This is a genomic window from Pantoea sp. X-Soil-MYKO-1785 (assembly GCF_059730675.1).
In genome coordinates, this window is sequence record NZ_AP036000.1 from 4,129,075 (window position 1) to 4,151,820 (window position 22,746).

Below are 22,746 nucleotides of genomic sequence, written 5' to 3' on the forward strand. Positions count from 1 at the left end.
ATGGCAGAAAAAAAAGTCGCGAAGCGAAATCGTCGCGAAGAGATTTTGCAGGCGCTGGCGCAAATGCTGGAGTCGGGTGATGGCAGCCAACGAATTACCACTGCCAAACTGGCAGCCACAGTCGGCGTGTCAGAAGCGGCGCTCTATCGTCACTTCCCCAGTAAAACACGGATGTTCGACAGCCTGATTGAGTTTATCGAAGACAGTCTGATTACCCGCATCAATCTGATCCTGAAAGATGAGAAAGAGACCATGACGCGCCTGCGTCTGATCGTGCAATTGATTCTGGGATTTGGTGAGCGTAATCCGGGGCTGACGCGTATTCTGACCGGCCATGCGCTGATGTTTGAGCAGGACCGCCTGCAGGGCCGCATCAATCAACTGTTTGAGCGGATTGAAGTGCAGCTGCGCCAGGTGATGCGTGAGCGCAAAATGCGTGAAGGTGAAGGCTTTCAGTCTGACGAGACGCTGCTGGCGAGCCAGCTGCTGGCGTTTTGTGAAGGTTTACTGTCGCGCTATGTCCGCTCGGAGTTTCGCTTTAGTCCGACCGCAGACTTTGAGGCTCGCTGGCCGCTGATTGCTGCCCAGCTGGTATAACAAGAAGGCGGGCATCACGCCCGCCTTCTGTTTAAATGCCGTAGGCTTTTTGATACGCCCGCACCTGGGCTAAATGATCCGCCATCTCAGGCTTCTCTTCCAGCCAGGCAATCAGGTCTGCCAGCGTTATAATCGCGGTCACTTTGCAGCCGTAATCACGTTCCACTTCCTGAATCGCCGACATGTCACCGCGTCCGCGCTCCTGACGATCAAGCGAAACCAGCACGCCAGCCAGCGTCGCGTTGTGCGCACCGATGATATCCATTGACTCACGAATCGCGGTGCCCGCGGTGATCACATCATCCACCAGCATCACTTTGCCCTGCAGGGGACTGCCAACCAGTAATCCGCCCTCACCGTGGTCTTTGGCCTCTTTACGGTTAAAACAGTAAGGCACATCGCGGTCGTGGTGATCGGCCAGCGCGACCGCCGTGGTGGTCGCAATCGGAATACCTTTGTAGGCCGGGCCGAACAGCAGGTCGAAATCGACGCCGCCATCCACCAGTGCCTGCGCGTAGAAGCGTCCCAGCAGCGCTAAATCCCGTCCGCTGTTAAACAGACCGGCGTTAAAGAAATAGGGGCTTTTACGCCCGGACTTTAAAGTGAACTCACCGAACTTCAGCACCTGCTTGTTCAGGGCGAATTCAATAAACTGACGCTGCCAGGCTTTCATTTCTCACTCCTCAAATAAAGAAAAGGCGACTCTGTGGTCGCCTGTTACATCAATTTTCCAGGGCTGCTTTCTGCGCCTGAATTAACTCTTCAATTCCACCGCGTGCCAGCGCCAGTAGCGTCAGCAGCTCTTCATGGCTGAACGGCTCACCTTCGGCAGTGCCTTGTACCTCAATCATGCGGCCATCTTCCATCATCACCACGTTCATGTCGGTCTCTGCTGCGGAGTCTTCAACGTATTCCAGATCGCACAGCGCTTCGCCCTTAACGATACCGACCGAAATGGCCGCCACCATCCCTTTCATCGGGTTAGCTTTCAGCTTGCCGCTGGCGACCAGCTTGTTCAGCGCATCGGCCAGCGCCACGCAGGCACCGGTGATAGAGGCGGTGCGGGTGCCACCATCGGCCTGGATTACGTCGCAGTCGAGCGTAATGGTAAATTCACCCAGCGCTTTCAAATCCACCGCGGCGCGCAGCGAACGGGCGATCAGGCGCTGAATCTCCAGCGTACGTCCACCCTGCTTGCCCTTTGCGGCTTCACGCGCCATGCGGCTGTGGGTCGAACGCGGTAGCATGCCATACTCGGCGGTAACCCAGCCCTGGCCCTGGCCTTTAAGGAAACGCGGAACCCCTTCGTCTACCGAGGCAGTGCAGAGCACTTTGGTTTCACCGAATTCCACCAGAACGGAACCCTCTGCGTGTTTGGTGTAATTGCGGGTCAATGTGACTGGACGCACCTGTTGTGCGCTACGGCCTGCTGGACGCATGGGTAATCTCCGGCTTGCTAATGATTGGCTGCGCATTATACGGACTTCCTTGCCCGCTGTCTCTTGCGCTGGTCCGCCGCATCATCAGATGAAATTCCCGGCCGACTGTGGCTAAATGCGCGTTCCTTTCTCTCTGATTAAATAAATTATGGCCGCCATTCTTCATTTCCTGCTGGCGCTGGGGGTTATTTTCGCCCTGGCGCTACTGGTCAGTCATGACCGTAAACAGATTCGCCTGCGCTATATTGTTCAGCTGATTGTGGCAGAAGCCGCGCTCGGCTGGTTCTTTCTTCATTCAGCCAGTGGCCTGGCGCTGGTCGGATCGGTAGCGGGCTTTTTTGAAACCCTGCTCGGCTTTGCCGCACAGGGCACAGAATTCGTCTTTGGCGGGATGAGCAAACAGGGGCTGGCATTTATTTTCCTCGGCGTCCTCTGCCCGATTGTGTTTATTTCGGCCTTAATCGGCATATTGCAGCACTGGCGCATTCTGCCGCTGCTGATTCGGTTGGTCGGGACCCTGCTGTCGAAAATTAACGGCATGGGTAAGCTGGAATCCTTTAACGCCGTCAGCACGCTGATCCTTGGCCAGTCGGAAAACTTCATCGCGTATAAAGGTATTCTGGGCGATATTCCGCCGCGCCGGCTTTACACCATGGCGGCGACCGCAATGTCCACCGTCTCGCTGTCGATTGTTGGCGCGTACATGTCGATGATCGAAGCCAAATATGTGGTCGCGGCGCTGCTGCTTAATATGTTCAGCACCTTCATTATCCTGTCGATCATTAACCCGATGAAAAGCCAGGATCAGCAGCCCATTGCTCTCGATAAGCTGCATGAAGACCAAAGCTTCTTTGAGATGCTGGGCGAATACATTCTGGCTGGCTTTAAAGTGGCGATGATTATACTGGCAATGCTGATCGGCTTTATTGCGCTGATCGCGGCCGTGAATGCGCTGTTTGCCGCCGTGTTCGGCTACAGCTTCCAGCAGCTGCTCGGCTATCTGTTTTATCCGTTTGCCTGGTTGATTGGCATTCCGACTGCCGATGCGCTGCAGGCGGCCAGCATTATGGCAACCAAACTGGTGGCGAATGAGTTTGTGGCGATGATTGAGCTGCAGAAAGTCGCGTCAGGCATGAGCGCTCGCGGACTGGGTATTCTTTCGGTGTTTCTGGTCTCGTTCGCTAACGTCGCCTCTATCGGCATTGTAGCGGGTGCGATTAAGGGACTGAACGAGCAGCAGGGCAACGTGGTTTCACGTTTTGGCTGGAAGCTGGTGTACGGCTCGACGCTGGTAAGCCTGCTGTCAGCGGCCTTTGCCGGTCTGTTTATCTGATAATCAACGGCGGCCATCCTGCCGCCGTTTCTCGTCTCAGAACCCAACGCAGACGGGTGCATCAACCCGCATCACCGACTCCTGACCAAAGCGCTTTTTATATAGGCTGCGTAACGCCTCGATATTCGCGTTAGCCGCCGAATCAAAGCCGTGGATCAGCATCAGCGCTTTGCTGTTTTCACGCGCCAGCTGGCCATTGTCGCCCAGCCATTGCCCTTTAGCGTCATACAGCGACAACCCGGCCCTGAAGCGCGGTGTCACCTCGTTATCCACGAAATTCATCCATTCGAGTGAACTCACTGTTCCCCCCTGTGGCTTGCTCAGACCAAACCATAACGTGGTCTGCATCATGACGTCACCGCCAGCGCAAATCGGCTGGGGTCTGGTTGACGGTGAAGGTGGCGCCTGACAACCCGCCAGCAACAGAGCCAGCGCAACGGGAACAGCAATAACGCGAAACATAGATCGGCATCCTCACTTAGTCGGCCAGCCATCATCATAAGTGCCCGTGGTACAAAGCGGAAATGATTCGTTATTTCGCCCTGAGACGCTTATGCCTGTTATGCCGTGGCTGCCCTCGCTATACTTCCCCTCATCTTTCCGAAAATGAGTACCGCTTATGATCCGCAGTATGACCGCTTATGCCCGCCGCGAAGCTAAAGGCGAATGGGGCAGCGCCGCCTGGGAGCTGCGTTCCGTGAACCAACGCTATCTGGAAACCTATATCCGTCTGCCGGAGCAGTTCCGCGGACTGGAGCCGGTGATCCGCGAGCGCATTCGCCAGCGTCTGACGCGCGGCAAGATTGAGTGCAATCTGCGTTATGATGCTGACCCCAGCGCGCAGGGCGAACTGATGCTGAACGAAGCGCTGGCGAAACAGCTGGTGCAGGCCGCTAACTGGGTGAAGATGCAAAGCGATGAAGGCGCGATTAATCCGCTGGATATCCTGCGCTGGCCGGGCGTGATGTCTGCTCAGGAGCAGGACCTGGACGTGATTAATCAGCAGTTATTGCAGGCGCTTGACGGCGCGCTGGATGATTTCATTGCGGCACGCGAAAGCGAAGGGACGGCACTGAAGGCGATGATTGAGCAGCGTCTGGAAGGCGTCTCCCAGGAAGTCAGCAAAGTCCGCGCGCAGATGCCGGAAGTGATTAAATGGCAGCGTGAACGTCTGGTCGCCAAACTGGAAGATGCTGAAGTGCAGCTGGAAAATAATCGCCTGGAGCAGGAACTGGTGATGATGGCGCAGCGTGTTGATGTCTCCGAAGAGCTGGATCGACTGGATGCTCACGTTAAAGAAACCTATAACATTCTGAAAAAGAAAGAGGCGGTTGGCCGTCGTCTGGACTTCATGATGCAGGAGTTTAATCGTGAGTCGAATACGCTGGCATCGAAGTCGATCAATGCAGAAATCACCACCTCCGCGATTGAGCTGAAGGTGCTGATTGAGCAGATGCGTGAGCAGATTCAGAATATCGAGTAACCTCCCTTAACAAAGCGCCCACCCAGGCGCTTTGTTCCCTCAATGGATTTCCCTTCACCGCTGGTTAGCAACGGCATACTGCCCGGACACTTTTTCAGCACTTCCCGCGTAAGAATTGCGTAAAGTTAGATAAATAATAATTTCCAGACTCTTCTGCAAAGCCAAAAATTCATAATTAAAATTTTGCTTACGCTTCGCTTAACCGACTGAATTTTATTAGCATTAATCTGAAAACTTCTTTTTTTTGACTGTTTTAACGCGGCACCATGAAACAGGTCAATCCTGTAGATTCCTGAGATTACCTGTCTTTCAAGGCACTTTTTGATAAAGTGTTGGTCGAAATCAGTACAGCTGTACCGCCTGGAGACTTATGGAAGTGCTCTTTATGCGATACATCCATTTATCTCATGAAGGTTAGTAATGAAAAACACCGGAAAATTTAGCAGTTCGCTGCTGCATCCGCGTTATTGGTTTACCTGGTTCGGCCTGGGAATACTCTGGCTGTTGGTTCAGCTTCCTTACCCTGTTCTTATGCGTCTTGGTGCCGGTGCCGGCAAAATTTCCCGCCATTTCCTGCAGCGCCGTGAGCGCATTACCCGTCGCAACATTGAACTTTGTTTCCCCGGTATCAGTGAAGAAAAAACTGAGCAGATGATCGCCGGCAACTTTGCCTCACTGGGCATGGCGCTGGCAGAAACCGGCATCGCCTGGTTCTGGTCCGATCGCGCGGTGAAACGCCTGTTTACCGTCTCCGGTATGGCAAATTTACACGCTGCGCAAAATGAAAAGCGCGGCGTGATGCTGATTGGCGTGCATTTTATGTCGCTGGAGCTGGGCGGCCGCATCAGCGGACTGTGTCAGCCGATGATGGCGATGTACCGTCCACACAACAATCTGGCGATGGAGTATGTTCAGACCAAAGGCCGGATGCGCTCAAATAAAGCGATGATCGATCGTCGCGACCTGCGCGGAATGGTACATGCGCTGAAGCAGGGCGAGTCAGTGTGGTTTGCGCCCGATCAGGATTACGGCCCAAAAGGCAGTACCTTTGCCCCGCTGTTTGCCGTTGAGAAAGCAGCAACCACTAATGGCACTTTCGTGTTATCGCGTCTGGCTAAACCCGCAATGGTGCCGATTATGCTGATCCGTAATCCTGGCAACGATGGTTATCATTTGATTATCGAACCGATGCTGGAAAATTATCCTCACACCGACGAATCGGCGGCGGCGGCATATATGAATAAGGTGATCGAAAACCAGATTCTGCGCGCACCGGAACAGTATCTCTGGCTGCATCGTCGCTTTAAAACCCGTCCGCCGGGTGAAGCGTCACTCTACGTCTGAGACCGATCACCAAGCAGGCCACGCGCCTGCTTTGTTGTTTTATGCCACAGCCAACCTCCGCGCGCTTATCCCCTTCCCCCGCTTCTCACTGTATGACCTCCACGCCGTTAGCCTTGAATGACGCGCTGGCATCAGACCCCTGTTTGAGGAATGATGAATACTCACCCGCAAGCCAGAGTTGAAAGATCATATGGATATCAATACCGCTGAACAGTGGCAGCGCCCACTGATTGATGACCGCCTGACACCTTACATTGAAGTGGACGCAACGCGTCTGGAGCACAACCTGCAACAGATGCAGCGTAAAGCAGATGCAGCCGGCGTCGCATTTCGTCCGCATATCAAAACCCACAAAAGCGTCTGGATTGCCCAGCGTCAGCTGGCATTAGGTGCCCAGGGCGTAACGGTTTCTAAACCGAGTGAAGGTGTCAGTTTTATTCGGGGCGGCATCCGTGATCTGCTGTTGGCCTACCCGGTTGTGCAGGCGCAGAGCGTGGCAGAATTACTGCGTCTGGCGGTGCAGCATCAGGCGAAAATCACCCTGATTACCGATACGCTACAGGGCGTTGAGGCTATCGCGGATGCCAGGCAACTGCAACCCGACAGCGACCTGTCAGTGGCGATCAAAGTTGACGTTGGATTACATCGTATCGGCGTTAACCCACATACCGATCAGGCCGTGGTGATTGCGCAGGCTCTGCGGCAGAAAGGGTTACGCTTTGCCGGACTGGTCTCTCATGCTGGCCACGCATATGGTGCCGGCAACCCTGCAGCCATCGCGGATATTGCCCGGCAGGAGGCGGCATTGATGCAGCAGCTACAGGCGACGCTTCAGGCTGCGGGTTTCACCGCCTGTCCAATCTCTGTCGGCTCAACTCCTACTGCACTGGCGACCGATATCGCTTCCGGCATTGATGAAATCCGTCCCGGCAATTATGCACTGCTGGATCTTACCGCCTGCCGCCTCGGCCTGAGCCAGGTCGACCAGTTAGCGCTGAGTGTTATCAGCCGGGTGGTGGCAGTAAACGAGCATTTCGCAATTATTGACGCTGGCTCGAAAATGCTAAGTTCAGATAAAGGACCGCACGGCACCAACGCCAGCGGGTTCGGCATCGCAGTTGATGCCATGGGCCAGACTTATGAGATCGCTAAACTGTCCGAAGAGCATGGTTTCCTGCTCTGTCCGCAGCAGCGTCCTGATGTTGGCAGCTTAGTGCGCATCTTCCCAAACCACAGCTGTGCGGTGATGGCGCAATCAGATACGTTTATCCTGCGTCATGAACAGGGTGATGCAGAGCAGCACGCCGTTTCTGCACGCGGCAATTTCATCTGATTTCATCGCAGGCAACAATCCACGTTGCCTGCGGTTTGTACGAAACCCTATCTACCCCACACTTCTGTCGTCACAATATTTTACCTGGCGTAGCCCCATGCTTTAATGCCCTTTTCCGCTACCTTGCCGGAGGTAACATGCTCTCATCTCGTACTCTGAGCCTGACGATTCCACGACACTGGTTAGATCTGTATGAAACCATCTGGAAACCCGAGTTCTTTCCAAAATGGGCATCCGGGTTAACCAGTAGCACCTTCGAACCTGATGGAAATCGCTGGCGCGCCAAAGGACCACAAGGCACGGTGAAGATTCGCTTCACTCCCCATAATCCGTTTGGCGTAATGGATCACTGGGTGGATACCGGTTTTGGCAAAGAGATTTATATGCCAATGCGGGTGATCGCTAACGAACAGGGAGCCGAAGTGGTGGTGACCGTCTACCGCCAGCCATTTACCTCAGAAGAAAAATTTATGCAGGATATTGAATGGGTTAGTAAAGATCTCGAAAAACTCAATCAACTGCTGACTCAGTAAATCAAGGAGTTAGCTGTTTTTTTCTGCTGTACTTTAGGCTGGTCGTTAATGAAAAAAAATACAAAAATATTGCGCCAAAAAGCATAAAGCCCTTAGCTGATTACCTGTACTGTTTATCACTCTATCAACAGTTATGCTTAAGCATTGTCATCAGGAAAACTCCTGGCCATGCGGCCTTCTTCTCCCTTGCAATGCCTGATTTCATGCTGGTTTTGCCAACACTGGCGTCACCCTTTGTCGCTGCTATACATTAATCCTTAACAAATATTTATTACGCAGTTGTCAGAGATTTAATATTTATCATGCATAGAGTGAAACCATTAATTCCTGCGGTCGCGTTATCAGAGTTTTCTTATGGTGTTAATTTAAATAAAACAATGTATAAATCACTCCACACACAGCAATACCCATAATGATAAAGCAGGAAAAAAGACATGGACCGCTCGACCTATCCTTTGTTATCAGAAAAAGAATTTGTTGAGATTGCCGGCAGGATGCTGGCAGGAGAATATAAAACTACAACAGGATTTATTCGTGATCTGGCGGACTTCTTATTAACAGCGGGAGATTCCGCCATGACACGAAACCGTGAATATTCCAGGGATATCTATTTTTTATCCGAGCATCATTTGATTGAATCAATAATAACATGGCAAGCCTGGCAAGGTATTTCAGGACTTCGGCCGGAAAAGTTGCACTAACTAACGGTGTCACAGCAACCTCATTGCCGTTACACAAATATTTAATTCTCACAGAGTACCTGTACTCTAACGAGCATATTATGGCAATACGTGAAAGCAATCTGAATAGCGCAAAATGGTCTCTCCTCTCTTCGATTAAGATTATTGGCATTGGCGTGTTGCAGCTTTCTTTACTGGCGCAAATTCTGCAGGCAAATGAACTGAACCTGCTGGCCATTGCAGTGCTGGCGTTACTGGCTATCGATACCCTGGCCGATCGGGGCTTCTCGAATACGATAATCCGCCGTTGTATGCTCTCTATCAACGATCTCTCGATCCTGTATTGGGGCAATATGTTGATGGGTGCGGCGGTGTTTGGTCTGTTATTTGTCAGCAGCCACTTGCTTAATCGGATGTTTGACCAGCCTGAACTGGCCTTAATGCTGGAGATGGCGTCTGTGGTGTTTATTATCATTCCGCAGGGTCAGCAGTACCGTGCAATTTTGCAACGTGAAAAGCAATATACCCGTATCGCATTTGCTGAGACCTCCTCGGTATTAGCCGGGCTGAGCGTCACCTTATTTACCGTCTGGCTGACGCCCTCAGTACTCTGCGCAATCTGGGGTTATCTGGCGATGGCATCGATTCGCATGCTGATTTATTGCTACTATGGTCGTTCATGGTTTCAGCCAGAATACCGTTTTAGCCTGAAAAAATTTTCTCAGATTCGTGCAAGAAACAAATAATAAAGCAAGTCTGTATGGTGGGCTCTGAGCATCCTCAGGGATGCGTTGGCGTGCTGTGAACCAGCACGCTTTTTCTTTTTAATTTTTCGCATTATTCTGATGCTGAAATAAACCGTTCTCTCTGACCTGCAGCACCACCAATCACATTATAAAATGCCTGCTCCCGCTTTCAGGCTTAAATAAATCTCGCTCATTCCGTTTTGTCGGATTCCCGCATTAAAAATGCAGGTCCGGTTACCGCTATTCTCAATCGCCGTAACCGGACGGATAACTGCCAGGTTGAATAAGGCAGATCTTCACTATTATTTCTCATCTGCAGGGTGCCAGAAACGATCTGGCGTCATCTGCCCGCCATCCAGAATTTAGCGGATCGCCAAGCGTAAAGCGTCAATTAGCGGATGTTTCTACTGAATTTTTCTTATCCATCATCAGTAATCACTCCTTCTAGTGAACTGATATTACTGCTTTTTAACGCTACATTCATAACCTCAGCTAATCCCAACTGCCTGACGCAATAAAATCTCAGTCGCCGTTTATTACGCTATACCTTAGCCTAGCCGCCGTCTAACTGGAGTCTGCTATGTTACTGACTGTTCTCTACATCATCGGCATCACTGCCGAAGCCATGACCGGTGCGCTGGCTGCGGGCCGCCGTAAAATGGATCTGTTCGGCGTCATCATCATTGCCTCAGTCACCGCGATTGGCGGCGGTTCAGTACGCGATATCCTGCTCGGTCACTATCCGCTGGGCTGGGTCAAACACCCTGAATACATCATGATTGTCGCCGCAGCCGCGGTGGTCACTACGTTTACTGCGCCTTTAATGACGCATCTGCGCAAAGTGTTCCTGGTGCTGGATGCGCTTGGGCTGGTGGTTTTCTCTATTATTGGCGCTCAGGTGGCGCTGGATTCCGGTCATGCAATGATTATCGCCGCCATCAGCGCCGTGATTACCGGCGTATTCGGTGGCGTACTGCGCGATATGTTCTGCAACCGCATTCCCCTGGTGTTTCAGAAAGAGCTGTACGCGGGTATCGCCTTCGCCTCAGGCTGGATGTACATCCTGCTGCTGAAAACCACACTGGCGCATGAAGCGGTGATCATCATTACGCTGCTGTTCGGGTTTTTTGCCCGTTTACTGGCGCTGCGTTTTCGCCTCGGCCTGCCAATTTTCAACTATCCCCACCCGGAACACTAAGGCGGCAGGGATGCCCTGCTGCTGCAGAAAGGCGATCAGTGATTGCAGCTCCGCATGGTGAAACTGGTCAACAAGGCGCTGAGCCAGCGTAGCACCGACGCCCGGTAAAGTTTGCCATGCCGCCGCATCCCGATGTATCAGGTCATCCCAGTGTTGATCGGGCAGTGCATCCACGGCTTTGCGGGGCAGCGAAACACCCAGTGCGCGGATCCAGCGGCGCAGCGGTTGCTGCCGGGTCAGATTGAAGCGGTGCCAGAGTTGGCCGGCACGTACAGAAGAGAGGCCTGCTGCTGTCGCGATCTGCTCCGGCGTTAAGATGAGCCAGGAGAACAGATGCGGCATGCTGCCGCTTTCCAGCAGCTTCAGCCAGGTATTGCGCTGCACGTCCGCAATATTCAGTACCGACTTTCGACTCAGCCAGTGCAGTTTCGCCAGCATCTGCTTCTGACAGCCGGCGCTGAAGCGATAACAGCTCAGCGAGGTAAAGCGCGTTTCGTCGGGTGGCTGCGGGTACTGACGTTCAGCCAGCCGCCAGATAACGCGATCCAGCCGGGGTATACCCTGGCCGGCCAGGCTCACAATCACCTGATCCCCCGCAATAACGTCGCTTTCCCGCCAGCGACGCAGTGAGCCAACATTTACCCGTCTGACCGTTTTATCATCCAACTGCACCGGCCGGAGATTCAGCACCACGGCAATTTTTCCGGTACGCCCAATCGGAAAATCGACCGACAGCACTTCGGTCGCAATCTCAGGCGGCTGGTATTTCCAGGCCACCGCCCATTCTCCCTCTCCGGGTCGCCAGTTTTTGCCAGCAGGTCGCGACGTCTGATGAATCACCACGCCGTCGGTCACAAACGGCAGCCCGCCATGAAACCAGCGCTCACGCCAGCTCGCGACCTGTTCTTCATCCCTGACCGGCTGACTCCACTGCGCGGCGATGCCCAGTCCCCACTGACTCAGCTGTGCCAGCCGATCGCGCATCTGCGCCGGACCGTCCGGCCATGCCCAGATAAAAATGTTGAGGCGCGATAACAGCGGAACAGGCTGGTTGCTCATCATCGCGCCAGCGACCTTTGAACGGGCATTTTTACCGCCGTCCTGCGCCTGGTGGTGATCGGTCATCGTCAGGAACAGTTCTCCCTGCAAAACAATCTCCGCGCGGTCGCTGTTTATTTGTTGGGGAATGGCAGGAATCAGGGCGGCTTTATTCAGCCACTCCTCACCGCGCAACCCATCGCCACGACTCAGCAGTGAAACCAGACGGCCATGACGATAGACCAGTGTCACCGCCAGTCCATCCACTTTGGGCTGGACCCACAAATCGTGGCGATCCTGCATCCAGTAGGCCACCGCCAGCTTGTCAGGCAGTTTTTTCACCCCGGTATGAGCGACAGGATGCAGATGCTCACCGCTATCAGGCAGCTGCGCCGTGTAACCGGCTTGTGGAGAACGGAAGCAATGCAGCCACTGGTTCAGGCGCGACTGCAGATTGTCGTAATCCGTATCGCTGACCGGACTGAGGCCCTGCCCATAATAAGCCTGATCCCAATGCTGAAGTTGCTGCTGCAGCTGGCCAATTTCGGTCGCCGCCCGCGCCGGCGTCCAGGCGGGGCACATCGCGCTGTAAGCGGGCATCACCGCAATCAAAAGAGCAACCAGCAACCCGCCAAATCCTTTCATGATGTGCCTCCTGACGTTTTGCGTCATTCAACACAGAGATGTGAGGCTCAGCCAGAGCCAGAGATTCAATCCGGAACAGATCGCCGCAAAATCCGTCACCCTTTACGCGCAGTCAACACTCATTTGCGCAGCAACACGCAAAAGTTTAGCCGCTGCCGCTGCGCAAACGCTGCGTGCTGACGGGAAGCTGTGTATACTGTGCAGGAAATCGACTCCGCTTTTAATCAATTCAAGAAAACCATGGCTCAAGGCACGCTCTATATTGTTTCTGCTCCCAGCGGCGCAGGTAAATCCAGCCTGATTCAGGCACTGTTAAAGACCCAGCCGTTATATGATACGCAGGTGTCTGTTTCGCACACCACCCGCGGCATGCGACCGGGTGAAACCCATGGTGAACACTACTTTTTTGTTGAAAAACATGAGTTTGAGAAGATGATTGCGGAAGACGCTTTCCTCGAACATGCCAAAGTTTTCGACAATTATTACGGCACCTCACGCCAGGCCATTGAGCAGGTTCTCTCGACCGGTGTTGACGTTTTTCTCGACATCGACTGGCAGGGCGCGCAGCAGATTCGCACCAAAATGCCCGGTGCGCGGAGTATTTTTGTTCTGCCGCCTTCGAAAGAAGAGCTCGATCGCCGTCTGCGCGGCCGTGGCCAGGATAGCGAAGAGGTGATCACCCGCCGTATGGCACAAGCCGTGGCGGAAATGAGTCACTACGCCGAATATGATTATTTAATTGTGAATGATGATTTTGATCTGGCGCTGTCCGATCTGAAAACCATTATTCGCGCAGAACGTCTGCGTATGGCGCGTCAGAAGGCGCGCCATGATGCTTTAATCAGCAAACTGTTGGCAGTCTGAATTCAGTTTCAGTATGATGCCCAGTCATTTCTTCATCTGTGGAGTAGCACACCTATGGCACGCGTAACCGTTCAGGACGCAGTAGAAAAAGTTGGTAATCGTTTTGACCTGGTGTTGGTCGCTGCACGTCGTGCACGTCAGATGCAGGTAGGCGGCAAAGATCCGCTGGTTCCGGAAGAGAACGATAAACCTACCGTTATCGCCCTGCGCGAAATCGAAGAAGGTTTGGTCACCAATCAGATTTTAGATGTGCGTGATCGTCAGGAACAGCAAGAGCAGGAAGCCGCTGAGTTACAGGCCGTTACCGCTATCGCTGAAGGTCGTCGTTAACAGCCACCTGCAGGTCACCCTTGTATCTGTTTGAAAGCCTCAATCAACTGATTGAAAAATACTTGCCAGAGGAGCATATCAAGCGCCTCCAGCAAGCTTACCTTGTCGCACGTGATGCCCACGAGGGACAGACACGCTCCAGCGGTGAGCCTTATATCACCCATCCGGTTGCCGTGGCCTGTATTCTGGCGGAAATGAAGCTCGACCATGAAACATTGATGGCTGCGCTGCTGCATGACGTGATCGAAGATACGCCCGCCACTTACCAGGATATGGAACAGCTGTTCGGTAAGAGCGTCGCGGAGCTGGTCGAAGGTGTTTCTAAGCTGGATAAGCTGAAATTCCGCGACAAGAAAGAGGCTCAGGCAGAGAACTTCCGCAAGATGATTATGGCGATGGTGCAGGATATCCGCGTCATTCTCATCAAGCTGGCTGACCGTACGCATAACATGCGCACCCTCGGCGCATTACGCCCGGATAAACGCCGCCGCATCGCGCTGGAAACGCTGGAAATTTACAGCCCTCTGGCGCATCGTCTGGGTATTCATCACCTTAAAACTGAACTCGAAGAGCTCGGTTTCGAAGCTCTCTATCCGAACCGTTATCGGGTGATTAAAGAGGTGGTGAAGGCGGCACGCGGTAACCGTAAAGAGATGATCCAGAAGATTCTTTCTGAGATTGATGGCCGTCTGCAGGAAGCGGGCATTCCCTGTCGCGTCAGCGGTCGTGAAAAGCATCTTTACTCGATCTACCGCAAAATGACGCTGAAAGAGCAGCGTTTTCACTCGATCATGGATATCTATGCCTTTCGCGTCATCGTGAAAGATCTGGATACCTGCTATCGCGTTCTGGGCCAGATGCACAGCTTATATAAGCCGCGTCCGGGCCGGGTCAAAGATTACATCGCCATCCCCAAAGCCAACGGCTATCAATCGCTCCATACCTCAATGATCGGCCCGCACGGCGTGCCGGTTGAAGTGCAGATTCGCACCGAGGATATGGATCAGATGGCGGAAATGGGGGTCGCTGCGCACTGGGCTTACAAACAGGCGGGCGAAAGTGGCACTACGGCACAGATTCGTGCCCAGCGCTGGCTGCAAAGCCTGCTGGAGCTGCAACAGAGCGCCGGCAGTTCGTTTGAATTTATTGAAAGTGTGAAGTCCGATCTCTTCCCTGATGAGATCTATGTCTTTACACCTGAAGGCCGCATCGTTGAGCTGCCGACAGGCGCCACGCCGGTGGATTTCGCTTATGCGGTTCACACTGATATTGGCCATGCCTGCGTCGGTGCTCGTGTCGATCGCCAGCCTTATCCGCTGTCGCAGTCACTGACCAGCGGGCAGACGATTGAGATCATCACCGCACCGGGCGCCCGGCCTAATGCCGCCTGGCTTAACTTTGTCGTCAGCTCTAAAGCCCGCGCCAAAATCCGTCAGTTGCTGAAAAACCTCAAACGCGAAGACTCGGTCAATCTGGGCCGTCGCCTGCTGAGCCATGCGCTGGGCGGTAGCCGTAAACTGGCTGAGATCCCGCCTGAGAATATCAGGCAGGAACTGGACCGCATGAAGCTGACCTCGCTGGACGATCTGCTGGCGGAGATTGGTCTCGGTAACGCGATGAGCGTGGTGGTGGCGAAAAATCTGCTGCAGGCTGACAGCAAAGCGGTCAGCAACAGCAAACGCGGCAAGCTGCCGATCAAGGGCGCTGATGGTGTGCTGATTACCTTCGCCAAATGCTGCCGACCGATTCCCGGCGATCCGATTGTTGCGCACGTCAGTCCCGGCAAAGGCCTGGTTGTGCACCACGAATCCTGCCGTAACATTCGCGGTTACCAGAAAGAGCCGGAGAAATTCATGCCGGTCGAATGGGACAAAGTGACTGAGCAGGAGTTTGTGGCGGAAATTAAGGTCGATATGTTTAACCATCAGGGTGCACTGGCCAACCTGACGGCGGCGATTAATACGGCCGGTTCTAACATTCAGAGCCTGAACACCGAAGAGCGCGATGGCCGGGTTTACAGCGCCTTTATCCGCCTCACCGCCCGCGATCGCGTCCATCTGGCCAACATCATGCGTAAAATTCGCGTGATGCCGGATGTGATCAAAGTTCACCGTAACCGTAATTAGTGCATGAACGATCAACGTTTTGCCCGAATTCAGGCGATGCTGGCGCTGCGCCAGCACGATCTCACGGTCTGCATGGAACAGGTGCACAAGCCGCACAACGTCTCTGCGGTGATCCGTACCGCCGATGCGGTGGGTATTCATGAAGTGCATGCGGTCTGGCCGAGCCAGCGGATGCGCACTCAGGCGTCTGCCTCTGCCGGCAGCAACAGCTGGGTAAAGGTAGTGACGCACCGCACCATCGGCGACGCAGTCGCAGAGCTTAAACAGCAGAAGATGCAGGTTTTAGCCACGCATCTGTCAGCTGACGCCGTCGATTTCCGCGAGATTGATTATACCCGTCCGACCTGCATCCTGATGGGCCAGGAAAAAACCGGTATTACCGATGAAGCCCTGGCGCTGGCCGATCAGCAGATTATCATTCCGATGGTCGGTATGGTGCAGTCGCTGAACGTCTCGGTGGCCTCCGCCCTGATCCTGTATGAAGCCCAGCGACAACGGCAGAATGCCGGCCTTTACCAGCGTAATTACAGCCTGCTGGATCAGGATGAGCAGCAGCGTCTGCTGTTCGAAGGCGGTTTCCCGGTGCTGGCGCGCGTCGCCCGGCAGAAAGGCTTGCCTTATCCGCACATTAACGCCGAAGGTGAAGTCGAGGCTGATGCCAGCTGGTGGGCCACCATGCAATCGACCGGTAAAAGTAAAAGATGAAAGGCCGTCTGCTGGATGCCATCCCGCTCAGTACCCTGACCGGCGTCGGTGCCAGCCAGGCAGCAAAGCTGGCCAAAATTGGCCTGCACACCATTCAGGATCTGCTGCTCCATCTCCCGCTGCGTTACGAAGATCGTACCCAACTCTACGCCATTGATGACCTGCTGCCCGGCATCTGGGCCACGGTAGAAGGTGAAGTGCTGCATTCCGACATCACCTTTGGTCGCCGCCGGATGATGGTGTGTCAGATCAGCGATGGCAGCGGCGTGCTGACTCTGCGCTTTTTCAACTTCAATGCCGGTATGAAAAACAGCCTGGCACCGGGACGTCGCGTTACCGCCTACGGTGAGATCAAACGCGGCCAGCGCGGTGCCGAGATTATCCATCCTGAGTACCGTATCCAGGGTGAACACAGCAATGTGGCGCTGGAGGAGACGCTGACGCCGGTCTACCCCACCACCGAAGGCATCCGGCAGGCTACGCTGCGTAATCTTACCGATCAGGCGCTGACGCTGCTGGAGAGCTGCCCGATTGCCGAACTGCTGCCCCAGGAGCTGAGCGGCGGCTTAATCAGCCTGCCCGACGCGCTACGCACGCTGCACCGTCCGCCACCCGATCTCAAGCTGAGCGAACTGGAGAGCGGTCGCCATCCGGCACAGCGGCGTCTGATTCTGGAAGAGCTGCTGGCGCATAATCTCAGCATGCTGGCGGTACGCGCCGGTGCGCAGCGCTATTACGCCTTGCCGATGCCGGCGCGCCATGACCTGAGCGATCGCTTGCTGGCGGCGCTGCCGTTCTCGCCCACCGGAGCGCAAAAGCGGGTGGTGGCAGAGATCGAGCATGACCTGGCCAATGACTTCCCGATGATGCGGCTGGTGCAGGGCGATGTCGGCTCCGGTAAAACGCTGGTGGCAGCATTATCTGCGCTGAACGTGATTGCGCACGGTAAACAGGTCGCCCTGATGGCCCCGACTGAATTGCTGGCTGAACAGCATGCCAGCAACTTCCGCCAGTGGTTTGCGCCGCTGGGCATCGAAGTCGGCTGGCTGGCTGGAAAACAGAAAGGAAAAGCGCGTCAGGCTCAGCAGGACGCCATTGCCAGCGGACAGGTTGCCATGGTGGTCGGCACCCATGCGCTGTTCCAGGAGCAGGTGCAGTTTAACGGTCTGGCGCTGGTGATTATCGATGAGCAACACCGTTTTGGCGTCCATCAGCGCCTGGCGCTGTGGGAAAAGGGCGAGGAGCAGGGTTTCCATCCGCATCAGTTGATCATGACCGCAACGCCAATCCCCCGCACCCTGGCGATGACCGCGTATGCCGATCTCGATACCTCGACGATTGACGAGCTGCCACCGGGCCGCACACCGGTTACCACCGTCGCCATTCCCGATACCCGACGTGATGAGATTATTGCGCGGGTCGAGCATGCCTGTCGCGAAGGCCGTCAGGCGTACTGGGTCTGTACGCTAATTGAAGAGTCGGACCTGCTGGAAGCGCAGGCGGCGGAAGCCAGCTGGGAAGCGCTCAAAACTGCACTGCCAGACCTCAATATCGGTCTGGTACACGGCCGGATGAAACCGGCTGAAAAGCAGGCGGTGATGCAGGCGTTTAAAGCCAATCAGCTGCAACTGCTGGTGGCGACCACGGTGATCGAAGTGGGCGTAGACGTACCTAATGCCAGCCTGATGATTATCGAGAACCCGGAGCGGTTAGGCCTGGCGCAGCTGCATCAGCTGCGCGGACGGGTTGGCCGTGGTGCGGTGGCCTCACATTGCGTGTTGCTTTATAAAGCGCCGCTGAGCAAAACCGCCCAGAAGCGGTTGCAGGTGTTACGTGACAGCAATGACGGCTTCGTGATTGCGCAGTTTGACCTGGAGATCCGCGGACCTGGCGAGCTGCTGGGTACCCGCCAGACCGGCAACGCCGAGTTCAAAGTGGCGGATTTACTGCGCGACCAGGCGATGGTGCCTGAAGTCCAGCGCGTGGCACGACATATCCACCAGCACTATCCCGAGCAGGCCAGCGCCCTGATTGAACGCTGGCTGCCGGAGAACACCCGTTACACCAATGTCTGACCGGCGTTTTTTATCCTTGCCGGGCAAACGATTGCTTTTAACCGGCGGATGATTACAATCGCCACACTTATTTTCGGGAACAGTAGAAGATGTCCACCAATCCGCAGCCAGATCAACCCTCTACCCGCCACAGTGAACTGATCTATCGTCTTGAAGATCGTCCACCGCTGCCGCAAACGCTGTTCGCCGCCGGCCAGCATCTGTTAGCCATGTTTGTAGCGGTGATCACTCCTGCTCTGCTGATTTGTCAGGCGCTGGGTTTGCCCGCTCAGGATACCCGGCACATCATCAGCATGTCGCTGTTCGCGTCGGGTGTGGCATCGATTCTGCAAATCAAAACCTGGGGTCCGGTGGGTTCAGGCCTGTTATCGATTCAGGGCACCAGCTTTAACTTCGTCACGCCGCTGATTATGGGCGGGATGGCGCTGAAAAATGGCGGTGCCGATGTGCCCACCATGATGGCGGCGCTGTTTGGCACCCTGATGGTTGCTTCCTGTACTGAGATGGTGCTGTCACGCGTTCTGCATCTGGCACGCCGGATTATTACGCCGCTGGTCTCCGGGATCGTGGTGATGATTATTGGACTGTCGCTGATTCAGGTCGGACTGACGTCGATTGGCGGCGGCTTTAGCGCCATCGCCGACCACAGTTTTGGCGCACCGAAAAATCTGCTGCTGGCAGGCGCGGTGCTGCTGGTGATCGTGCTGCTGAATCGCCAGAAAAATCCCTATCTGCGCGTCGCCTCACTGGTGATCGCGATGGCGGTCGGCTATCTGCTGGCCTGGGCGCTGGATATGTTGCCCGCCACCAGCACGACAGCCGATCAACCGCTGATTGCGGTGCCGACGCCGCTTTACTACGGGTTGGGCTTCGACTGGAACCTGCTGATTCCATTGATGCTGGTGTTTATGGTGACCTCGCTGGAGACCATCGGCGACATTACCGCGACGTCGGATGTCTCCGAGCAGCCGGTGAGCGGTCCGCTCTACATGAAGCGTCTGAAGGGCGGCGTGCTGGCTAATGGCCTTAATTCCTGCGTGTCAGCGCTGTTCAATACGTTCCCTAACTCCTGCTTCGGCCAGAATAATGGCGTCATCCAGTTAACCGGCGTTGCCAGCCGCTACGTCGGCTTTGTGGTGGCGCTGATGCTGATTGTGCTGGGTCTGTTCCCGGCGGTCAGTGGACTGGTACAGCACATTCCTGAGCCGGTGCTGGGCGGTGCGACCATTGTGATGTTTGGCACCATCGCCGCCTCCGGCGTGCGCATCGTGTCGCGCGAGCCGCTCAACCGTCGCGCAATCATGATTATCGCGCTGTCGCTGGCGGCAGGACTGGGCGTATCGCAGCAGCCGCTGATCCTGCAATTTGCGCCTGAGTGGCTGAAAACCCTGCTCTCTTCCGGCATTGCGGCGGGCGGAATTACCGCTATTGTGCTGAACCTGATTTTTCCGCAGGAGAAATAAGGCTCATGACGGGCTTCGGCCCGTCTGCTATTTAGTCGGATTTACATCCAGGCTGTTGAGCTGTAACGGTAATTCAGGCATAACAACCTCTCACCGGATTTAACTCGGGAAGGATGCTATGAAATTTCTTGGAAAGTTTTTCCTCACCTTACTTTTGCTGCTGCTGTTCATCCTGGTGGTGATCTATGTGCTGCTGCAAACACAGTGGGGTGCAGGCTGGTTTAGCCGATGGGTGAGCGACAAAACGGAGTGGCATCTCTCCCTGAGTAAAATTGAACACAACTTCTCCTCACCCTCTCACGTCATTCTGGATGACTTCAGCTTTGGTCACGACGGGCAACCTGCGGTTCTGGTGGCGAAACGCGTCGATCTGGGTCTGGCGCTGGTGCAGTTCAGCGATCCGCTGCACTTCAGCAGCATCGAACTGCGTGACGGCGAAGTTAATCTGGCCAACCTGGCACCTTCAAGCGCGCTGCCGATTCAGGCTCAGCGCCTGCAACTCAACAACATGCGTATCGACAGTCCCAACAGTGCGCTGCCGCTGGTCGCACAGCAGGTGAACGGCGGTATTCTGCCGTGGAAACCCATCGCCAGCGATATGCTGGGCCGTGATGCCCGCTTCCAGATGAGCGCTGGCAGCATGACGCTGAATAAGGTGCCCGGCGAAAACGTGCTGATTCAGGGCAGCGTCTCGCAGGGGCGGATGGTTTTCAACAATGTCGGTGCCGACCTGGCGAGAGGCTCGATGACCGGTAACGGTGAGCGCGACGCGCAGGGTAACTGGAAAATTAACCAGCTGCGTCTGAATGATATTCGCCTGCAGACCGCCAGCAGCCTGAAAGCGTTTCTGCGAAATGCAGAGGCGGTGCCTTCGATTGCGATTACCCGGCTGGATGTTACCGATGCACGCCTGCAGGGGCCTGACTGGGCGGTGACCGACCTTGATCTGACCCTGCGCAATCTTAACTGGCAGGGCAATGACTGGCAGAGCAATGACGGTTCGCTGGCGCTGAACGCGAGTAACTTCATTAACGGCGGGCTGGAGCTTAATGATCCGATCGTCAACCTGGACTTTTCTCCGCAGGGTATCGCGCTGACGCAGTTCAGTTCACGCTGGGTTAATGGTGTAATTCGGGCAGACGGCGACTGGTCGCGCGCCGATAAACGCCTGACGCTGAAGTCCCTCGCCGTTGCCGGACTGGAATATACCCTGCCGCAGGACTGGCGCGATCGCTGGCAGGCACCCCTGCCTGACTGGCTCGACAGCGTGCTGGTGACGCGTTTCACCTCAAACCGTAATCTGATTATCGATATTAACCCGGCGTTTCCTTTCCAGCTGACGTCGCTGGATGGCAGCGGCGAGAACCTGTTGCTGGCTCGTCAGCATCAGTGGGGCATCTGGTCCGGTAAACTGAGCCTGAATGCGGCGGAATCGACCTTTAATCGCACCGATCTGCGTCATCCTTCGATTACGCTGAGTGCTGACCCGCAGCAGATTCAGGTAACTGAGCTAAGTGCTTTCAGCGATAAAGGATTGCTGGAAGGGCATGCGACGGTTGGCCAGCAACCCGATCGTCCGCTGGCGTTACAGCTGACGGGCCGTGCCGTGCCGGTGAATGTGTTGCAGAACTGGGGATGGCCGGCGCTGCCGTTAACCGGTGACAGCAACCTGCAGTTGCAGCTGAATGCCGCGTTAAAAGCCGGTCAGCCGCTGCGGCCGACCACCAATGGCAGTTTGTCGGTGACCACCGACAGCCAGCAGTTACAGCAGACCCTGCAGGCTGGTCAGGTGCGATAACAAAACAGGGCCGGTTTTACCGGCCCTGTTCATCAGTTAATCCGCGCGCCGGAACCGCCCTCTTCCAGCGGCCCGTCTGGATCGGCGGGCAGCACGATGTAAACCCCTTCAAACACCGCCCCGCGCTCTTCATCCCCGAACAGTTCAACTTCAAGCTGCACACGCGCTTTACGGCCGCGCGCCAGACGATCGAGATCGCCGCTCAACGAGCCAAGATCGGCGATGGCGCCCGGACGACCGCTGATCGGCTGGCTGTAACGAATATGCGCATCCGCCAGAATGATGGTGCCGCCGAGATGACGTTCACGCAGTAACAGCCAGATTAATCCCCAGCCAGTGAGCGTCGCCAGCGAGAACAGGCTGCCGGCGAACAGCGTCTGATGCGGATTCTGGTTGCCCGCTTCCGGCATGGTGGTGATAAATTTCTGGCCGGTATATTGCAGAATGCGCACCCCCATTTTTTCGCTTAGCGGGATATGCGCGTACCAGGCCTGCTGCAACTGACCGCACCAGTCGGCGCGATGCAGAATATCGTCGAGCGTCACCACCGGCTTGATCATCAGAAAATGGCGAACCGGCGTGGTCTGCGGAGCGGTAATCTCACCCTGGTTGACGTAGCCCAGCTTGGCGAAGAAGGCGACGGCATCTTCACGCGCACTACAGGTGACACGCTTGGCCCCTTCCTGACGTGCCACCGACTCCAGCGTCATCGCCACCAGCGTGCCCAGGCCTTTGCCCTGCACCGAGGGATGGACCGCCATAAAGCGAATCGCCGCTTCATTGTCGGCATTGATATACAGACGTCCTACCGCGACCGGCTGCCCTTGTTCATCCACCACCATCTGATGATGCGCTAAGGCATCCCAGGCATCCCGCTCGGAACCCTGCGGCTGGCGCAGCGGTTTTCGTAACATTTCCCAGCGGAACTGGTAATAGATATCCAGCTCTTCCGCCGTCTGGGGCACGCGAAGATGATACATAAAATGTTTCTCTCGTTCGGAGCTTGTGTGGCTTAT

Annotated in this window: 21 protein-coding genes; 16 read left to right on the forward strand and 5 right to left on the reverse strand. The window is 55.2% G+C overall.

Features of this window, described 5'->3' with window-relative positions:
• Positions 1-597: a nucleoid occlusion factor SlmA gene (gene slmA, locus AC6I8D_RS19605; protein WP_312055944.1), complete on the forward strand. Its 597-nt coding sequence runs from the start codon at positions 1-3 to the stop codon at positions 595-597.
• Between the two features lie 31 nt (positions 598-628).
• On the opposite strand, the gene pyrE is transcribed toward slmA, so the two are convergent.
• Complete coding sequence (pyrE, locus tag AC6I8D_RS19610; protein WP_312055943.1) at positions 629-1,270, reverse strand: orotate phosphoribosyltransferase; 642 nt, start codon at positions 1,268-1,270, stop codon at positions 629-631.
• Between the two features lie 49 nt (positions 1,271-1,319).
• Positions 1,320-2,036, reverse strand: a complete 717-nt coding sequence (gene rph, locus AC6I8D_RS19615; protein ID WP_003851334.1) for a ribonuclease PH — start codon at positions 2,034-2,036, stop codon at positions 1,320-1,322.
• A gap of 148 nt (positions 2,037-2,184) precedes the next feature.
• On the opposite strand from rph, the gene AC6I8D_RS19620 reads away from it, so the two are divergent.
• Positions 2,185-3,369, forward strand: coding sequence for a NupC/NupG family nucleoside CNT transporter (locus AC6I8D_RS19620; RefSeq protein WP_497820622.1), 1,185 nt, complete (start codon positions 2,185-2,187; stop codon positions 3,367-3,369).
• A gap of 36 nt (positions 3,370-3,405) precedes the next feature.
• Here the strand turns inward: AC6I8D_RS19620 and AC6I8D_RS19625 are convergent, their stop codons facing one another.
• Entirely contained in the window at positions 3,406-3,831 is a 426-nt protein-coding gene (locus tag AC6I8D_RS19625) for a DUF3574 domain-containing protein (protein ID WP_497820623.1), read from the reverse strand.
• 157 nt (positions 3,832-3,988) lie between these two features.
• On the opposite strand from AC6I8D_RS19625, the gene AC6I8D_RS19630 reads away from it, so the two are divergent.
• The 7 genes from AC6I8D_RS19630 to AC6I8D_RS19660 all read left to right on the forward strand — a co-directional run bounded on the left by AC6I8D_RS19630 (position 3,989) and on the right by AC6I8D_RS19660 (position 10,686).
• Positions 3,989-4,852 (forward strand): YicC/YloC family endoribonuclease, encoded by an 864-nt coding sequence (locus AC6I8D_RS19630; RefSeq protein WP_031375155.1) that lies wholly within the window; start codon positions 3,989-3,991, stop codon positions 4,850-4,852.
• 420 nt (positions 4,853-5,272) lie between these two features.
• A complete protein-coding gene (gene lpxP, locus AC6I8D_RS19635) occupies positions 5,273-6,196 on the forward strand; it encodes a kdo(2)-lipid IV(A) palmitoleoyltransferase (RefSeq protein WP_312055940.1) in 924 nt (307 codons plus the stop codon).
• A 190-nt stretch (positions 6,197-6,386) separates the two neighbouring features.
• The gene (locus tag AC6I8D_RS19640) at positions 6,387-7,529 is read left to right on the forward strand and encodes an alanine racemase (RefSeq protein WP_497820624.1); all 1,143 of its coding nucleotides are present in this window, start codon (positions 6,387-6,389) and stop codon (positions 7,527-7,529) included.
• 137 nt (positions 7,530-7,666) lie between these two features.
• Entirely contained in the window at positions 7,667-8,062 is a 396-nt protein-coding gene (locus tag AC6I8D_RS19645) for a polyketide cyclase (RefSeq protein ID WP_312760469.1), read from the forward strand.
• A gap of 434 nt (positions 8,063-8,496) precedes the next feature.
• Positions 8,497-8,763 carry a hypothetical protein gene (locus AC6I8D_RS19650; protein ID WP_031375158.1) on the forward strand — a complete coding sequence of 89 codons (267 nt, stop codon included), beginning with the start codon at positions 8,497-8,499 and terminating at the stop codon, positions 8,761-8,763.
• A gap of 80 nt (positions 8,764-8,843) precedes the next feature.
• Positions 8,844-9,488 (forward strand): oligosaccharide flippase family protein, encoded by a 645-nt coding sequence (locus tag AC6I8D_RS19655; RefSeq protein WP_312055937.1) that lies wholly within the window; start codon positions 8,844-8,846, stop codon positions 9,486-9,488.
• Between the two features lie 580 nt (positions 9,489-10,068).
• Positions 10,069-10,686, forward strand: a complete 618-nt coding sequence (locus tag AC6I8D_RS19660) for a trimeric intracellular cation channel family protein (protein ID WP_312055936.1) — start codon at positions 10,069-10,071, stop codon at positions 10,684-10,686.
• On the opposite strand, the gene ligB is transcribed toward AC6I8D_RS19660, so the two are convergent.
• Positions 10,624-12,369, reverse strand: coding sequence for an NAD-dependent DNA ligase LigB (gene ligB, locus AC6I8D_RS19665; protein ID WP_497820625.1), 1,746 nt, complete (start codon positions 12,367-12,369; stop codon positions 10,624-10,626). The genes AC6I8D_RS19660 and ligB overlap by 63 nt on opposite strands.
• A gap of 240 nt (positions 12,370-12,609) precedes the next feature.
• On the opposite strand from ligB, the gene gmk reads away from it, so the two are divergent.
• From gmk to AC6I8D_RS19700, 7 genes are all read left to right on the forward strand, one after another.
• On the forward strand, positions 12,610-13,233 hold the full coding sequence (gene gmk / locus AC6I8D_RS19670; protein ID WP_312055934.1) for a guanylate kinase: 624 nt from the start codon (positions 12,610-12,612) through the stop codon (positions 13,231-13,233).
• A gap of 54 nt (positions 13,234-13,287) precedes the next feature.
• On the forward strand, positions 13,288-13,563 hold the full coding sequence (gene rpoZ / locus AC6I8D_RS19675; protein ID WP_003851346.1) for a DNA-directed RNA polymerase subunit omega: 276 nt from the start codon (positions 13,288-13,290) through the stop codon (positions 13,561-13,563).
• A gap of 20 nt (positions 13,564-13,583) precedes the next feature.
• Positions 13,584-15,689 carry a bifunctional GTP diphosphokinase/guanosine-3',5'-bis pyrophosphate 3'-pyrophosphohydrolase gene (spoT, locus tag AC6I8D_RS19680; protein WP_312055933.1) on the forward strand — a complete coding sequence of 702 codons (2,106 nt, stop codon included), beginning with the start codon at positions 13,584-13,586 and terminating at the stop codon, positions 15,687-15,689.
• Positions 15,690-15,692: 3 nt separating this feature from the next.
• Positions 15,693-16,394 carry a tRNA (guanosine(18)-2'-O)-methyltransferase TrmH gene (trmH, locus tag AC6I8D_RS19685; protein WP_312760464.1) on the forward strand — a complete coding sequence of 234 codons (702 nt, stop codon included), beginning with the start codon at positions 15,693-15,695 and terminating at the stop codon, positions 16,392-16,394.
• Positions 16,391-18,469 carry an ATP-dependent DNA helicase RecG gene (gene recG, locus AC6I8D_RS19690; protein ID WP_031375165.1) on the forward strand — a complete coding sequence of 693 codons (2,079 nt, stop codon included), beginning with the start codon at positions 16,391-16,393 and terminating at the stop codon, positions 18,467-18,469. Before trmH ends, recG begins: the two co-directional genes overlap by 4 nt.
• A gap of 89 nt (positions 18,470-18,558) precedes the next feature.
• Positions 18,559-19,932 (forward strand): nucleobase:cation symporter-2 family protein, encoded by a 1,374-nt coding sequence (locus AC6I8D_RS19695; RefSeq protein WP_312055931.1) that lies wholly within the window; start codon positions 18,559-18,561, stop codon positions 19,930-19,932.
• Positions 19,933-20,050: 118 nt separating this feature from the next.
• The gene (locus tag AC6I8D_RS19700) at positions 20,051-21,730 is read left to right on the forward strand and encodes an AsmA family protein (RefSeq protein WP_497820626.1); all 1,680 of its coding nucleotides are present in this window, start codon (positions 20,051-20,053) and stop codon (positions 21,728-21,730) included.
• Positions 21,731-21,762: 32 nt separating this feature from the next.
• On the opposite strand, the gene fabY is transcribed toward AC6I8D_RS19700, so the two are convergent.
• A complete protein-coding gene (fabY, locus tag AC6I8D_RS19705) occupies positions 21,763-22,710 on the reverse strand; it encodes a fatty acid biosynthesis protein FabY (RefSeq protein WP_046289509.1) in 948 nt (315 codons plus the stop codon).
• Positions 22,711-22,746 lie beyond the last annotated feature (36 nt).